The 14,477-nt window shown below is 59.0% G+C and carries 15 protein-coding genes; 10 read left to right on the forward strand and 5 right to left on the reverse strand.

Going from position 1 to position 14,477, the window contains the following annotated elements; all coding sequences use genetic code 11:
• Nucleotides 1–57: 57 nt before the first annotated feature.
• Nucleotides 58–768, forward strand: coding sequence for a hypothetical protein (locus ACR0JA_RS02070; RefSeq protein ID WP_480569289.1), 711 nt, complete (start codon nt 58–60; stop codon nt 766–768).
• 110 nt (nt 769–878) lie between these two features.
• Nucleotides 879–2,423 (forward strand): trimethylamine methyltransferase family protein, encoded by a 1,545-nt coding sequence (locus ACR0JA_RS02075; protein WP_480569291.1) that lies wholly within the window; start codon nt 879–881, stop codon nt 2,421–2,423.
• Here the strand turns inward: ACR0JA_RS02075 and ACR0JA_RS02080 are convergent, their stop codons facing one another.
• Nucleotides 2,424–2,711 (reverse strand): DUF6477 family protein, encoded by a 288-nt coding sequence (locus tag ACR0JA_RS02080; RefSeq protein ID WP_480569294.1) that lies wholly within the window; start codon nt 2,709–2,711, stop codon nt 2,424–2,426.
• A gap of 252 nt (nt 2,712–2,963) precedes the next feature.
• Between ACR0JA_RS02080 and ACR0JA_RS02085 the strand changes: the two genes are divergently transcribed.
• Both ACR0JA_RS02085 and ACR0JA_RS02090 read left to right on the forward strand, forming a co-directional pair.
• The gene (locus tag ACR0JA_RS02085) at nt 2,964–4,064 is read left to right on the forward strand and encodes a DUF6456 domain-containing protein (RefSeq protein WP_480569297.1); all 1,101 of its coding nucleotides are present in this window, start codon (nt 2,964–2,966) and stop codon (nt 4,062–4,064) included.
• Nucleotides 4,065–4,126: 62 nt separating this feature from the next.
• The gene (locus tag ACR0JA_RS02090; protein WP_480569299.1) at nt 4,127–5,050 is read left to right on the forward strand and encodes a LysR substrate-binding domain-containing protein; all 924 of its coding nucleotides are present in this window, start codon (nt 4,127–4,129) and stop codon (nt 5,048–5,050) included.
• A gap of 42 nt (nt 5,051–5,092) precedes the next feature.
• Here the strand turns inward: ACR0JA_RS02090 and ACR0JA_RS02095 are convergent, their stop codons facing one another.
• Nucleotides 5,093–5,641 (reverse strand): redoxin family protein, encoded by a 549-nt coding sequence (locus ACR0JA_RS02095; protein WP_480569302.1) that lies wholly within the window; start codon nt 5,639–5,641, stop codon nt 5,093–5,095.
• Between the two features lie 262 nt (nt 5,642–5,903).
• Between ACR0JA_RS02095 and lipA the strand changes: the two genes are divergently transcribed.
• Nucleotides 5,904–6,854, forward strand: coding sequence for a lipoyl synthase (gene lipA, locus ACR0JA_RS02100; protein WP_480569305.1), 951 nt, complete (start codon nt 5,904–5,906; stop codon nt 6,852–6,854).
• Complete coding sequence (locus ACR0JA_RS02105; protein ID WP_480569307.1) at nt 6,851–8,008, forward strand: amidohydrolase; 1,158 nt, start codon at nt 6,851–6,853, stop codon at nt 8,006–8,008. Before lipA ends, ACR0JA_RS02105 begins: the two co-directional genes overlap by 4 nt.
• Here the strand turns inward: ACR0JA_RS02105 and hpt are convergent.
• Nucleotides 7,995–8,537 carry a hypoxanthine phosphoribosyltransferase gene (hpt, locus tag ACR0JA_RS02110; RefSeq protein WP_480569310.1) on the reverse strand — a complete coding sequence of 181 codons (543 nt, stop codon included), beginning with the start codon at nt 8,535–8,537 and terminating at the stop codon, nt 7,995–7,997. The two genes, ACR0JA_RS02105 and hpt, sit on opposite strands and share 14 nt — an antisense overlap.
• Nucleotides 8,538–8,609: 72 nt before the next feature.
• On the opposite strand from hpt, the gene ACR0JA_RS02115 reads away from it, so the two are divergent.
• Nucleotides 8,610–9,056, forward strand: a complete 447-nt coding sequence (locus ACR0JA_RS02115; RefSeq protein WP_480571108.1) for a type II toxin-antitoxin system RatA family toxin — start codon at nt 8,610–8,612, stop codon at nt 9,054–9,056.
• 38 nt (nt 9,057–9,094) lie between these two features.
• Nucleotides 9,095–10,390, forward strand: coding sequence for an MmgE/PrpD family protein (locus ACR0JA_RS02120; RefSeq protein ID WP_480569313.1), 1,296 nt, complete (start codon nt 9,095–9,097; stop codon nt 10,388–10,390).
• On the opposite strand, the gene pyrC is transcribed toward ACR0JA_RS02120, so the two are convergent.
• Complete coding sequence (gene pyrC, locus ACR0JA_RS02125; RefSeq protein ID WP_480569315.1) at nt 10,387–11,424, reverse strand: dihydroorotase; 1,038 nt, start codon at nt 11,422–11,424, stop codon at nt 10,387–10,389. The genes ACR0JA_RS02120 and pyrC overlap by 4 nt on opposite strands.
• A gap of 160 nt (nt 11,425–11,584) precedes the next feature.
• On the opposite strand from pyrC, the gene ACR0JA_RS02130 reads away from it, so the two are divergent.
• Both ACR0JA_RS02130 and ACR0JA_RS02135 read left to right on the forward strand, forming a co-directional pair.
• On the forward strand, nt 11,585–12,493 hold the full coding sequence (locus ACR0JA_RS02130; protein WP_480569318.1) for an AAA family ATPase: 909 nt from the start codon (nt 11,585–11,587) through the stop codon (nt 12,491–12,493).
• A 58-nt stretch (nt 12,494–12,551) separates the two neighbouring features.
• A complete protein-coding gene (locus tag ACR0JA_RS02135) occupies nt 12,552–13,808 on the forward strand; it encodes a vWA domain-containing protein (RefSeq protein ID WP_480569321.1) in 1,257 nt (418 codons plus the stop codon).
• 3 nt (nt 13,809–13,811) lie between these two features.
• Here ACR0JA_RS02135 and ACR0JA_RS02140 read toward each other — a convergent pair whose 3' ends face one another.
• Nucleotides 13,812–14,312, reverse strand: coding sequence for a hypothetical protein (locus tag ACR0JA_RS02140; protein ID WP_480569324.1), 501 nt, complete (start codon nt 14,310–14,312; stop codon nt 13,812–13,814).
• Nucleotides 14,313–14,477: the final 165 nt, after the last annotated feature.

The raw sequence follows: 14,477 nt of genomic DNA on the forward strand, positions 1-14,477 counted from the left end.
AGTTCGTTTTTTTGTTACACTATTGGCATTGTTTGAGTGATTGATGGGTGGGTTGTTATGCCTGAACAAACCGGCTTTGGCCTTGGCGGGACGCAAAAGGTTCTTCGTGACCGGCATCCTGTGCAGAACCATGCGGGATCCTCGAAAAGACCGAAATGCGGGTGTGGGTCCTGGCTGAACCACTGGAAGATCTATACCGGCAACGATAAGTCGAATCCGTCCTGTTCTTACATGGGGTGTTCGTCCCCGGGGAAGCACGGGGCGCATGTCCGGTTTGTTAAGATCGACAAAACCAGGAAAGACCGGAAGGGGAACTTTGTCCCCAAGCCCTATGGGCAGTCATTTATTGTTCCAATGTGCGAAAAGCACAATAACCCCAGGTTCAAAGGGGCTTTCTTCATTGCCAAAGACCGTTGGGCTGTCGACGACAAGGCGCGCGAAGAATGTAAGACAGCGACTTATCGCCTGAACCGTCAGAACTATTTTCGGATGAAAGTGATATCGCTGTCCGGGAAGCCGAAATGCGGCTGTCCCAGCTATTTTCAGCACTACCGCAATGTCAGCAAAAGCGGCCGCAAGAAATGCGTCGCGATGGAATGCGGGGCGAATGCCAGCCTTGCCGTCGCGATGAAGTCGCAGGATGGGCGAACCGATTACGACAAATGGATGGCGCCAGTTTGCAGAAAGCACGCAAAATCGGGGCTGGAAATCTACATCAAACGCCAGGCAGACGTCGTCACACCGAAAAAGACGGATGAGTGCGGCTGACGGCGGGGCATGTCGCTTTTATGTTCCAATGGCCGTTATCTTCCATTGGTCACACAGGTGGACAGGGTAAACAGTAGTCAATCTGGAATACCTGAACACGGGGAACACACATGGCTGAAGCATCAGCACGTCGCCGGAGTCGCGGTGGGGGCGGGGCCGCCCGTAGGGCCGAGCGCACCGCCGTCGTCATCGAAACCGCGAAATATATCGAGCGCAACATTCCAAATTTCGAGGTCCTGAACGAAGAGGCCCTGGAATTGATCGAAGCCAACGCGGAAACCGTGCTGGCCGAAGTTGGCGTCAATTTCGTCGACAATTCCGGCGCGCTTGAACGTTGGCGCGAAGCGGGTGCAGATATTGACGGCGAACGGGTGCGCATTCCGCGCGGTCTGGCACGGCAATTGATCAAAACCGCTCCATCCCAATTTACGCAGCACGCGCGCAACCCCGAGAAGTCGGTGGTGGTTGGTGGCCGTAACATGGTTCTGGCCCCGGTCTATGGCCCGCCCTTCGTGCGGGATGCGCAGGGTGGACGCCGCTACGCGACGATGGACGATTTCAACAAGTTCGTGAAATTGGCTTATATGTCCAAATGGTTGCACCACTCGGGCGGCACCGTGTGCGAGCCGACCGACGTTCCGGTTAACAAGCGCCATCTGGATATGCTGATGGCGCATATGACCCTGTCCGACAAACCCTTCATGGGATCGGTGACCGAGCCCAGCCGCGCGCAGGATTCGGTCGAGATGTGCGAGATCCTGTTCGGCAAAGAGTTCGTCCAGGAAAACACGGTGATGACCTCGCTGACCAACATCAACTCGCCGATGACATTCGACGATGTGATGATGGGCTCGCTGGAAGTCTATGCGCGCAATAATCAGGCGTGCATCATCTCACCCTTCATCGTCGGTGGTGCGATGGCACCGGTGTCCGTTGCGGGTACGTTGACGCAGGTTCTGGCCGAAGTTCTGGCGGGCGTTGCCTACAGTCAGCTTGTGCGCCCCGGCGCCCCGGCAATCTTTGGTGCGTTTGTCTCGTCGATCGACATGAACTCGGGCGCGCCCACATTCGGCACGCCCGAGGCCGCGTTGATCACCTATGGCGCGGGCCAGTTGGCACGTCGTCTGGGGCTGCCATACCGCTCGGCGGGATCGTTCTGCGGTTCGAAACTGCCCGACGCGCAAGCGGCCTATGAGACTGCGAACTCGCTGAACATGGGTCTGATGGCGGGCGTGAACTTCATGCTGCACTCCTGCGGCTGGCTCGAAGGTGGCCTTGTGGCCGATTTCGAAAAGTTCGTAATGGATGCCGATCAGCTCGGTGTGCTTCATGGGCTGGCAAAAGGCGTTGCATACGACGAAAACGCGCTGGCGTTGGATGCCATTCGCGAGGTCGGGCCGGGCGGTCACTATCTTGGATGCGACCACACGCAGGCGAACTTCAAGGAGGCGTTCTGGAAGTCCGAGCTGTTGGACTACAAGCCGTTCGAAACCTGGGAAGAAGAGGGCGGTCGCGACACCCGCACGCTGGCGACCTCGCGGGTCGAACATCTGCTTGCGAACTACAAACAGCCGCAGATCGACCCGGATACCAAGGCAGCACTGGACGCTTATGTTGCCGAGAAGAAAGCGTCCATGCCGGATGCGTTTACCTGATCACTGAAGGCGCGCGGCGCGGCTGGCATAGTACAGCTGCGCCTCGCCAATCAGGGCGATCATCAGATCCAGATGGCGCACCAGCGAATACGCGGCGTCATCCTCTTGGCGCTGCGCGTTGAGATCCCGCTCAAGCTCCATCAAGCGGATCAGTGCAGCGCCTGAAGCGGGCAAAGATCCATAGCCCAGAACACGTTGCAGGTGCCGGTCGCGGTCGTAATCCTGCGCCCCGATCTTTGCAGCCCGGGTCAACAGGCGTGGGCGGCGGAGGGTCGCGATCATTGTCATCAAGTCCTGCACGTTGTGTTCCTTTCCATTCGATGTCGTTGGGAAAGGTGTGACACAACTTTAACGGGTGTTGCTTCGCGTCACTTCGCGCCGAACGTTGGCTTCACGACTGTTTATCTTTTTGAATCAAATCTGGTCCTTGTCGTCTGTGATTAACGAACAAGTAACAAAACCGATTCTAGTTAGAATTGGTTAACTAAAAATCCGACGACGAACAGAGACGGTTTGTTTGGTCGACAAGGGCGAATAATGATGGAAAACAGCATGGCTTTCACTGTTCCTGCATGGGTCCCGGAAGGGGCGCAGCGATATCTGGATCACACCGAGTCCGGCAGATCCATACGCGATATCGCAAGGTCGGTAGGATGCCATGCCTCGACCATCCTCAGACAGATCCGCCGGATCGAAATGCGCCGGGATGATCCCCTTGTCGATGCGGCCTTGCAATCGCTGGCGCAGACGCATTTCCCGTCCGCTGGGAGATCGGCCATGCCTGTGCAAAGCAATCGGCAAGCGGAGGAGGCGCAAACTCCGGGCGAGGTCGAATTCGACCGCGAGGTTCTCCGCATCCTTCGCCGCCTGTGCGAGACGGGGGCGGTTCTGGCAGTTGCCGAGGATATGGACAAGGCCGTTGTCGTGCGTGACAGCGGTGACAATGGCACAGCACGAACCGCCGTCGTGGATTGCTCGATCGCGCAGGCTATGGCGTTGAATGACTGGATTAGCTGCGACAACCCGGGCCGAGTATCGCGCTATCGCATTTCGACATCGGGACGAGCGGCGCTGAGCGTTCTTGTGGCCAAATCCGAAAACCAGGCGCGGTCGCGTAGTGAATTCGGCATGGCCGAAGCGCCCGCGGCGTTTCAGCCTTGCGCTGCGGATACCTCGGGCGATCAACGGCAGCGGCGGGTGCGCTACAGCGCCGCTGAAAGCCCCCTGATCGCCTTGTCCCGGCGGCGGGACCGTCAGGGCAATCCGTTTCTGGATGAGTCCCTTGTCGCGGCAGGCGAGCGATTGCGCGAAGATTTTGAACTCGCGCAAATCGGACCTCAAGTCGCGCAGAATTGGGAGCGGTTTTTGACCGGCGGTGGTCGGAGTGGCAGGGAACCGGATGCATTTTCTGGTCAGGGGTCGTCTGATGCGCGCGGACGCGTGGCGTGCGCGTTGTCCGAACTTGGCCCCGGGCTAAGTGATGTGGCCCTGCGCTGTTGTTGCTATCTAGAAGGGTTGGAGCTTGCGGAGAAGCGCATGGGCTGGTCAGCGCGGTCAGGAAAGATCGTTCTACGGATCGCGCTGCAGCGGCTGAAGAGGCACTATGAGGATCAGGCCGAGCGGGACCGGATGATCGGCTAGTGGATTTACGTTCTGCCATTGGTTTTCATTGCGGTTTTGGTGGCAAGTGATAATCAGTGGTTATGAATTTTACCCTCAGACAGTTGCAATATTTTCAGGCGGTTGCTGATCAACGGAATTTTGGTCGCGCCGCGCAGGTCTGCCATGTCTCGCAACCGGCCTTGTCGGTTCAGATCAAAGCTTTGGAGGATGTTATGGGCGGGCCGCTGTTCGAGCGGCAAGCCCGCGACATTCTGCTGACGCCATTGGGTCGGGATGTTCTGGAGCGCGCAAGGCAGGTTCTGAATGCGGCCAGTGGGCTCGACCGGTTTGCGCGCGACCATTCGGGTGGTCACAGATCATTGTCGATCGGCATCATCCCCACAGTTGCGCCGTATTTGCTGCCCGGAGTTCTGGCAGGGCTTCGCGCCGGAGATGTCTCGCTAAGGGTTCAGATTCGCGAGGCCCCAACCGAGCGGCTTTTGTCTCTGCTGCGCACGGGTGAGATCGACGCGGCGGTTCTGGCTCTGCCATCCGGAAGCAATGATCTGTACGAAGAGCCACTGTTCGAAGACAGGTTTCTGCTGGCTGGAAGTCCGGACCGTGTGGCGCGGATGGGATTGAACCCGGATGCGCTGCGCCCGGTCGACCTGAAGACCGCACAGTTGATGCTGCTTGAAGACGGCCATTGCCTGACGGATCAGGCGCTTGAGGTCTGTGGCAAGGACCGGACCAGCGGTCAGATCAATATGGGCGCTTCATCTTTGGCAACATTGTCACGTCTGGTGGCCGAAGGCTTCGGCCTGACCCTGATGCCCGAACTGGCCGCGAGATCTGAGACCGAGGCGGTGCCGGGTTTGCGGCTGTTGCGCTTTGGCGCGCCTCAGCCCTCGCGCACCATCGGTTTGGCGCGCCGCGCCTCGACAACGGATGAAGGCTGGTTCGCCGGGCTGGCGCAGGTGATCCGCGAAGTTGGAGAAGGGATCGTAAGCACGGCGCGGGTATGAAACGGCCCGCCAGTGGCGGGCCGGAACAGGAGCGTTAGGGGCTCAGGCCAGCGCAGGCTCGCGCGCCTCGTCCAGATGCTTCATCAGGTTTTCAGGCGACGATACGCCATAGGGATCCTCGGGGCAGTTGTCCATCAGACCAGGCTCTTCGAACCATGCTTCGACAACACCATCATTGACGATGGCCGCATAGCGCCACGAGCGCATGCCAAAACCCAGATTGTCCTTGTCGACCAGCATGCCCATCTTGCGCGTAAACTCACCCGAGCCGTCCGGGATCACCTGGACATTTTGCAGGCCCTGATCCTGCGCCCATTTGTTCATGACAAAGCTGTCATTGACCGACATGCAATAGATCGCGTCGATACCTTTGGCTGCGAAATCGGCATGGCCATTTTCGAATCCGGGCAGCTGATAAGTCGAACATGTGGGGGTAAATGCGCCGGGCAGCGAGAACAGAATCACGCGTTTGCCTGCGAAATAGTCGGCAGTGGTCTTGTCTTCCCAACGGAAAGGGTTCGGACCTTCAATTGCTTCGTCGCGGACGCGAGTGTGAAAAGTAACTTGTGGAAGCGTCGTGCCGGCTTTCATGAATAAACTCCTGTGATTCACATGTATTCCGGGCGCTAGTTAAAACGATTCTAAATCACCTTCAACAACGGAAATTCTGCGCACGCAAATACTCTGAAAGCCATGCAGTGCGTTAAGAAAATTGCAAAAAAGTAAAATTTTGCATACGGTTTTCTGCGTTCGCAAAGAACCTGCACATGGCGGCTATGCGCTGCTGCTATGGAGACATCGAAGAAACTGTGTTAGGCACGAATAAATTGACCCAAAGTCAGGAAAGCCGCCCGTGCGTGATCTGAAAATTCCCGAGCAACGTCATCCTGAAAAGGCTCATCGCCCAGATAATGCCCAACCCAAAAAGCCCAAATGGATACGGGTGAAGGCGCCTGGCGGCAAAGGCTATGCCGAAACGCATAAGATCATGCGTGAGAACAATCTGGTCACCGTCTGCGAAGAAGCCGGGTGTCCCAATGTTGGCGAGTGCTGGAGCCAGGGCCACGCCACCATGATGATCATGGGCGAAATCTGCACTCGTGGATGCACCTTCTGCAACATTGCCACCGGCCGTCCGGATACGCTGGATGTGTTCGAGCCCGGGCGTGTGGCGCATGCGGTTGAAAAGCTGGGCCTGAATCACGTCGTTATCACCTCGGTCGACCGCGATGATCTTGAGGACGGCGGTGCCGAGCATTTTGCGCAGACGATCCGAGCGGTACGACACCGTTCGCCCAAAACAACCATCGAAATCCTGACGCCTGATTTTCTGAAATGTGATCCTTCGGTTTTGGAAACAGTGGTCGAGGCAAGGCCGGACGTTTTCAACCACAACCTCGAGACGGTGCCGGGGCTCTATCCGCAGGTCCGTCCGGGCGCGCGGTATTTCCATTCGCTGCGCCTTTTGCAGCGCGTGAAAGAGATGGACCCGTCGATGTTCACCAAATCCGGCATCATGGTCGGTCTGGGTGAGGATGAGCAGCAGGTCCGGCAGGTGATGGACGACATGCGTGCCGCGGATATCGATTTCCTGACCATTGGCCAGTACCTGCAACCCACGCCCAAGCACCACGGTGTCGACCGGTTTGTCACGCCCGAAGAGTTCGCGGCCTATGAAAAGGCGGCGTTCGGCAAGGGCTTTTTGATGGTCTCGGCGACCCCGCTGACGCGGTCGTCCTATCACGCGGGCGATGACTTTGCCCGCCTGCGGGACGCGCGTCAGGCAAAGCTGAACCAAAGGTGACACCGCAGGATCTGGCGTGGCTTACGGCGCGCCGACAGGAACTGCACCAACACCCTGAGCTGTCCGGGGCCGAGCAGGCCACCGCTGCGACCATACGCGATTTGCTGCGCGACTGCGCGCCGGATCGTATCCTGACCGGTATCGGCGGGCATGGAGTGGCTGCGATCTTTGACGGTGACCAGCCGGGGCCGATGGTGGCGATCCGCTGCGAGTTGGACGGGCTGCCGATTCAGGAGGTCTCGGACCTGCCTTATGCTTCAAAGCGTCCTGGCAAAGGGCACCTTTGTGGACATGACGGGCATATGGTCATGGTTCTTGGCGTTGCCCGCACCTTGGCAACGGCTCGACCAGCAGCTGGATCGGTCGCATTGATCTTTCAGCCTGCCGAAGAAATCGGCAAAGGCGCCATAGCCTATCGTGACGATCCGCAGTTCCTTTCGATTGCACCGGATTATGTGTTTTCACTGCACAATTTGCCGGGGCTGGAGCTTGGGGCGGTTGAGCTGTGCGAAGGCCCCGCCAATTGCGCCTCGCGCGGGATGCGCGTTGAATTGACCGGCAAGACCTCTCACGCAGCCGCGCCGCAGGATGGTGTTTCACCGGCGCAGGCTTTGGCCAGGCTGATTCCCGCGATGGCCGATCTGGGGCAGGGTGGCGCGCTGGATGAAGCCTACGCGCTGACAACCGTGACCCATGCCAGTCTGGGCGCGGCGACCTTTGGGGTGGCTCCTGGTCAGGCGACGTTGTGGGTGACGCTGCGCACGGTCACGGACACGCGCATGGCCGACCTTGTCCGTTCGGCCGAGGCGCTTGTCATGCAGGAGGCGCAAATTGAAGGTCTTGGCGTAACCATAGAATATGATGACACCTTTGACGCCTGTGCCAACAGTTCTGTAGCGGTTGAAATGCTGAAGAACGCGTGTTTGGCGCAAAACGTCTCATTGCGACTGTCTTCTAAGCCCCAACGGTTCTCCGAGGATTTTGGCCAGTTCGCAAAAAGTGCCGAAACGGCGATGTTTTGGCTGGGGGCCGGTGTAGATCACCCGCAATTGCACAACCCGGACTATGACTTCCCCGATGCCTTGATCCCTGTGGGTACCGGGATTTTCCTGTCTGCGATTGCGCAGGTGCTTGGGCCGCTTAGTCCTCGATAAATCGAACTTTGCCAATGAACGGCAGGTTGCGATTGCGCTGCGCGTAGTCGATGCCGTAGCCAACGACAAATTCATCAGGGATTTCAAACCCGATCCAATCCGAGCGGAAGTCGACTTCGCGCCGACTGGGTTTATCCAGCAAAGCGATGGATTTCAGACGTTTGGGTTTGCGACTGCACAGCAATTTGGTCACGTGGTTCAGCGTATGCCCGGTATCGACGATATCTTCGACAACCAACACATCGCGCCCTTCAATTGCGCCCCGTAAGTCTTTGAGAATGCGAACTTCTCGGCTGCTTTCCATCGCGTTACCATAGGATGATGCCTCAAGAAAATCGACCTCAATCGGCAGGTCCAGCTCGCGCACCAGATCGGCGATGAACACGAAGCTGCCGCGTAACAGACCGACGACAACCAGTTTGTCCGTCTCTCCGAATTCGGCGGTGATTTCCCTGCACAGCTCTTCGATCCGGGCCGCGATGGCCTTGGCCGAGATCATCTCATCTATCACATATGCGCGGTCGCTCATCACTGCCCCCTTGATCTTTGGCGCGCAACATACGACATGACGCGCCATTGTCACCTCAAAATGCCCGAAGTCATGCCAACTCATTCCGAAACCAGACATCTGCCCTATACCGCCCAGCAAATGTACGATCTGGTTGGTGATGTGGCGAAATACCCCGAGTTTCTGCCCTGGTGCGCGGCAGCACGGATCCGACGCACCTATCAGGCCGGTGAGGGCAAGGTGCTCGAGGCGGATCTGGTGATTTCCTTCAAGGTCTTCCGCGAACGCTTCGGCAGCCGCGTAACGCTGTTTGATGGGCAAAAGAAGATCGACACCGAATATCTGGACGGCCCGTTCAAATACATGCGTTCGGACTGGCAGTTCGAGGACGCGCCCGATGGCGGTTGCAACGTGTCCTTTCACGTTGATTTCGAGTTCAAGAACGCGGTGCTGCAAGGCATCATCGGCGTTGTTTTCAACGAAGCGATGCATCGGATTGTCCGTGCCTTCGAACAGCGGGCAGCCGCACTTTACGGCTGAGGGTTTACCCCCGCTCCGCGCGCGCTAGACTGCGCCCCATGACCGATCTTACCTCAGCATTGGCTGCATTCGCCGCAGGCCCCGTTTCAACAACGGCGCAGGTCCGTATCGTGACCTCTCTGTCCGCCCTGGACTGGCTCGCCGTTGGGCGTGCGGGCGTGGATGAGCCCGTATCGCGCATAATCCGTGATCTGGTCCTGTCCGAAGGCGGGGCCGAGCAGGCACAACTGTTCGGTGGCGGTGCCGCACCGCTGCGGGCGGCGGCTTTGGTGAACGGAACCGTATCGCATGCGCTGGACTATGACGATACGCATTTTGCCCATATCGGCCACCCGTCGGTCGCCGTGTTTCCAGCGGTACTTGGTATCGCTGCCTATGAAGACAAACCCATCGTCGACGTGCTTGAAGCGGCGTTGATCGGCATGGAACTGTCCATTCGAATGGGGCTCTGGCTGGGGCGCGGCCATTACCAGTTGGGCTTCCATCAGACCGCCACGGCGGGCGCATTTGGTGCCGCGGTTGCGGCGGGCCGAGTTATGGGCTTTGACAGCGATCAGATGCGCAAGGTTCTGGGCCTGACGGCCACATGCGCTGCGGGTCAGAAAGCGCAGTTCGGCACAATGGGAAAACCATATAACGCGGGTCTGGCGGCCTCGAACGGGGTTGAGGCGGCGCTGCTGATCCGCGAAGGCTTTGCACCCAATGCAAACGCCATCGAGGGCCCGTTTGGGTTCGGCGCAACACACGACGGGGCAAACGACACAGATGCTGCGCTGGATGGGCTGGGAGAGGGCTGGGTATTCGAGCAGGTCAGCCATAAGTTTCACGCCTGCTGCCACGGGCTGCACGCCGCGCTCGAGGCGGCGCGCGATCTGGATATCGCCGAACCCGAAGTGGCCGAGATCAGGATCAAAACGCATCCACGATGGATGAGCGTGTGCAACCAATTGGCGCCAACCACCGGGCTGGGGGCTAAGTTCTCGTACCGTACCGTGATTGCGATGCAGGCGCTGGGATATGACACCGCGTTGCCCGATAGTTTCTCGGATGAGGTCTGCGCAGACCTACGCCTGCAATCCCTGCGCGACAGGATCACGGTTCAGGCGGATGACACCTTGTCCGAGACGCAGGCACATCTGTCTCTTTTGCGCCGCGATGGCGCACGGCGCGAGGCCGATCACGATCTGATGACACCGCTTTCGCTTTCCGTACGCGAAGACCGCGTGCGCGAAAAGGCATCAAAGCTGATTGGGGGCGATACGTCGGACGCCATTTGGTCGATGCTGCGCACCGGCGGGCGCGCAGCGGATCTGGCCGCCCGGATGAGCGCCTAAGCTACGCGCCAGTGCAGCGGGAAACCGGGATCGAATACGGTGACAGGACCGTCGCCGGATTCGATTTTGGTCGGGTAGTTCACCGGTTCGCCCTTGGTCAGCGTGATCGTCCCGTCGTTCACCGGCAACCGATAGAAGGCCGGGCCGTTCAGCGATACAAACGCTTCCAGAGTGTCCAGCGTGTCAGCGCGGTCGAACATCTCGGCAACCAGAGACATTGTGTTGGTCGCCGTAAAGCATCCCGCGCAACCGCAGGCCATTTCCTTGTTGTCGTCGGTATGCGGGGCGCTATCGGTGCCAAGAAAGAACCGGCTGTCGCCCGATGTTGCTGCTGCAACAAGGGCCAGGCGATGCTCTTCGCGCTTGGCGACTGGCAGGCAATAGTAATGTGGTTTGATGCCCCCGACGAGGATGTGGTTGCGGTTAATGATCAGGTGATGCGCCGTGATGGTTGCGCCCAGATCGGTCTCGTTCGCCTTTACATAGTCAACGCCGTTTGAGGTTGTGATATGTTCCATCACAACGCGCAGACCGGGTGTCGTCCGGCGGATCGGATCCAAAACACGATCGATGAACACGGCCTCACGGTCAAAGATATCGATCTCGGCATCCGTGACTTCGCCATGAACGCACATCGGCAGGCCGATCTCGGCCATCTTTTCCAGCACCGGTCGCACATTGTCGAAATTGCGTACACCCGAGGCTGAATTGGTCGTCGCCCCGGCCGGGTACAGCTTGACCGCTTTGACCAGACCGCTCGCATGGGCGGCGGCGACGTCTTCGGCGTCGGTATCCTCGGTCAGGTACAAGGTCATCAATGGCTCGAACGTCATACCCTCGGGCAGAGCGGCCAGAATGCGGTCGCGATAGGCGGCAGCCTGATCGCCCCGCACGACGGGCGGCACCAGGTTCGGCATGATGATCGCGCGGCCAAAATGGCGCGCGGTTTCGGGCAAGACGGCCTGCAACATTGCGCCATCACGCAGGTGCAGGTGCCAGTCGTCGGGGCGGCGGATCGTCAGGGTATCGGTCATGGCCCCCGCTAGCACAGCCATTGCCAAAGACCAACCGGGGCTGTCCTTCCGAAAGAAAAAACTTGTCAACCTGCCGGATCGCCGTAGCTCTGACCGGGGGTGAGGGCTTGACGACCATGCGGTTGCATGACCTGTTAACCGGAACAGAGACGAGAGACCCATGTCACAGCCAGATTCCATCGACGCGGTGCAGCAAATGCTTACAGAACAGGGCTATGTTTGTGGCCGCGCACTGGCGACAGTTGTCTTCCTGTCGCTAACCCTGGGCCGACCCTTGTTCCTGGAGGGCGAAGCAGGTGTTGGCAAAACCGAGATCGCCAAGGCACTGGCCGCCGGGCTGAATCGCCGCCTGATCCGGTTGCAGTGTTACGAGGGGCTGGATGCCTCCTCGGCGGTGTACGAGTGGAACTTTCCGGCGCAGATGGTTGCCATTCGCACAGCCGAAGCTTCGGGCAACGCCGACCGCGGGGCCTTGCAGACCGAGCTGTTCTCGGATGACTACCTGATCGAACGCCCGCTTTTGCAAGCGATGCGCCCCGATGAAGACGGCGCGCCGGTTTTGCTGATTGATGAGCTTGACCGCACCGACGAACCGTTCGAGGCGTTTCTGCTCGAAGCGCTCAGCGACTTTCAGGTTACGATCCCGGAACTTGGTACCATCTCAGCGCCCCAGCCGCCAATTGTCATCGTGACGTCAAACCGCACGCGCGAGGTGCATGATGCCCTCAAACGCCGCTGCCTGTATCACTGGGTCGACTACCCGGATTTTGACCGCGAGATCGATATCCTGCGCGCCCGTGCGCCCGAAGCAGCCGAGGCGCTCAGCCGTGAGGTCGTAGCCTTTGTTCAGCGCCTGCGCACCGAGGATCTGTTCAAAAAACCGGGTGTCGCGGAAACGATCGACTGGGCCAAATGCCTGCTGGCGCTGGACGTGCTCAACCTGAGCCCCGAAGTGATCGGCGATACTCTTGGTGCGGTCCTGAAATATCAGGACGACATCCAGAAACTTCAGGGGGCCGAGGCCAAGCGCATTCTGGACGAAGCCAAGGCCACGCTCGAACCCGCGTGATGCTTCTTCTGTTCAAAAATACCTCGGGGGTATGGGGGCAGCGCCCCCATGAAGGTTGATGGCCGAGCAACTCCCGCTGGACATTCCCGACACTCCCAAACTGGCACAGAACATTACTCATTTCGCCCGGGCGTTACGCAAGGCCGGTTTGCCGATTGGCACCGGGCGAGTCGTGGACGCGATTCGGGCGGTTCAGGCCGCAGGCTTTACCGAAAAGCGCGATTTCTACTGGACTCTGCATGCCTGTTTCGTCAGCCGCCCTGAGCACCGAACGGTATTTGCGCAGGTCTTTCGCCTGTACTGGCGAGATCCACGCTATCTGGAACACATGATGGCGATGATGTTGCCTGCCATTCGCGGCGTGCAGGACGAGCGGCAAGCAGATGCCGCCGAGAAACGCGCCGCCGAGGCGCTGCTTGACGGTGTCGAACGGGACCAGCCCGATGTCGCTGAACAGGAGGGTGAAACCGAGATCGATATCGACGCGACCCAGACCGCGTCGTCCGAGGAGCGCCTGCGCAGTCTCGACTTCGAACAAATGAGCACCGATGAGGTCGCGCAGGCCAAACGTATGCTCGCGCAGCTGACTCTCCCGGTTCAGGCCATCCCTTCACGTCGTGGGCAAGTCAGCCATCTGGGCCACCGTATCGACCGAGCACGTACCCTACGCAACGCCATGCGTCAGGGCGGCGAGCTGCATCACATCGCCCTGCGTCAGCCGAAACCGCGCTGGCCCAATCTGGTGGCGCTCTGCGATATCTCGGGATCGATGAGCCAATACAGCCGCATCATCCTGCATTTCCTGCACACGGTTTCGAACGCCAAAGGTGCGGGCTGGGCCAAGGTTCACGCGTTCACCTTCGGCACTCGCCTGACCAATATCACCCGCCATCTGCACCAACGCGACGTTGACGCAGCACTGTCAGCAGCAGGGGCCGAGGCGCAGGATTGGGAAGGTGGAACACGGATCGGCGATTGCCTGCATCAGTTCAACCGCGATTGGTCGCGCCGCGTCATGGGGCAGGGGGCGGTTGTCCTGCTGATCACCGATGGGTTGGAGCGGGGCGCGCCCGAACAGCTTGAGAAGGAGGTCGAACGCCTGCACTTGTCCTGCCGCCGATTGATCTGGCTGAACCCGTTATTACGCTGGGATGGCTTTGCGCCCCGGGCGCTGGGGATCAAAACGATGCTGCCGCATGTCGACAGTTTCCGCGCCGGGCACTCGATTGAATCGCTTGAAGATCTGGCCGCCGTCATTTCTCAGCCCGACGACCAGGGGCAGAAAGCGCGGTTGATGACCGCGCTCTCCGATTGAGCCTCAGGAAAGTTGCTCTTCGTTGCACTTGCGGGCCATTTCCATGGCCTTGTAGGTGCCGGTCAGATCGACGGTGAAGGCGAAATCCTTCTCGGGGAACACGATCATGACTTCTTTCTTAGCGAGATCATCGGCAAACTGAGGATCATCCGACAGCACATAGCCGCCCGAATAGCCCTTGGTAATGTTGCCTTTCATGCCAGTGGCTTCGCCGACATAGATGTTTTCGCCCAGCAGAATGGCAACTGCCTCTTTCTCGCCGCGCTTGATATCAGTTTTGGCTTTGGTGAATACACCAACATAGCCGACGCCGCGATCCTCGGTCAGGCCCATCTGGACAACGTTCTCGGCGTCATCGACAGCTTCGATCAGGCAGGATTTCTTGTCTTCGTCGATAAAGACCTTCCAGCCCTCGACCTCGCCATAGCGCAGAAATGTGTCCGCCGAAACAGCCGAAGCAGCGGCCAGGCCGAGTGCGGCAGCGATTGGGAAAATGCGTTTCAACTCTTTGTCTCCGTTTGAAAATATCAGGGGGTCATGCAGATGCAGCCGCGTCTGCCCGTGCAGGCTAGAACCCGGATCAAACATAATCAATGCTTTATCTGTTTGAATGTGAAATGGGCTGAAAACCCGCATTACCGCTGCCATTTTGCTATTCGCGCATCCCCG

This window comes from Ruegeria sp. AM4, assembly GCF_056540665.1.

Bases quoted from the DNA above. Each gene is read 5' to 3' on its own strand.
- ACR0JA_RS02090 (WP_480569299.1), top strand. From the start codon at position 4,127: ATGAATTTTACCCTCAGACAGTTGCAATATTTTCAGGCGGTTGCTGAT.
- hpt (WP_480569310.1), bottom strand. From the start codon at position 8,537: ATGAGCGACCGCGCATATGTGATAGATGAGATGATCTCGGCCAAGGCC.
- ACR0JA_RS02120 (WP_480569313.1), top strand. From the start codon at position 9,095: ATGACCGATCTTACCTCAGCATTGGCTGCATTCGCCGCAGGCCCCGTT.
- ACR0JA_RS02095 (WP_480569302.1), bottom strand. From the start codon at position 5,641: ATGAAAGCCGGCACGACGCTTCCACAAGTTACTTTTCACACTCGCGTC.
- ACR0JA_RS02070 (WP_480569289.1), top strand. From the start codon at position 58: ATGCCTGAACAAACCGGCTTTGGCCTTGGCGGGACGCAAAAGGTTCTT.
- ACR0JA_RS02115 (WP_480571108.1), top strand. From the start codon at position 8,610: ATGCCAACTCATTCCGAAACCAGACATCTGCCCTATACCGCCCAGCAA.
- ACR0JA_RS02130 (WP_480569318.1), top strand. From the start codon at position 11,585: ATGTCACAGCCAGATTCCATCGACGCGGTGCAGCAAATGCTTACAGAA.
- ACR0JA_RS02075 (WP_480569291.1), top strand. From the start codon at position 879: ATGGCTGAAGCATCAGCACGTCGCCGGAGTCGCGGTGGGGGCGGGGCC.
- ACR0JA_RS02085 (WP_480569297.1), top strand. From the start codon at position 2,964: ATGGAAAACAGCATGGCTTTCACTGTTCCTGCATGGGTCCCGGAAGGG.
- ACR0JA_RS02135 (WP_480569321.1), top strand. From the start codon at position 12,552: ATGGCCGAGCAACTCCCGCTGGACATTCCCGACACTCCCAAACTGGCA.
- ACR0JA_RS02080 (WP_480569294.1), bottom strand. From the start codon at position 2,711: ATGACAATGATCGCGACCCTCCGCCGCCCACGCCTGTTGACCCGGGCT.
- pyrC (WP_480569315.1), bottom strand. From the start codon at position 11,424: ATGACCGATACCCTGACGATCCGCCGCCCCGACGACTGGCACCTGCAC.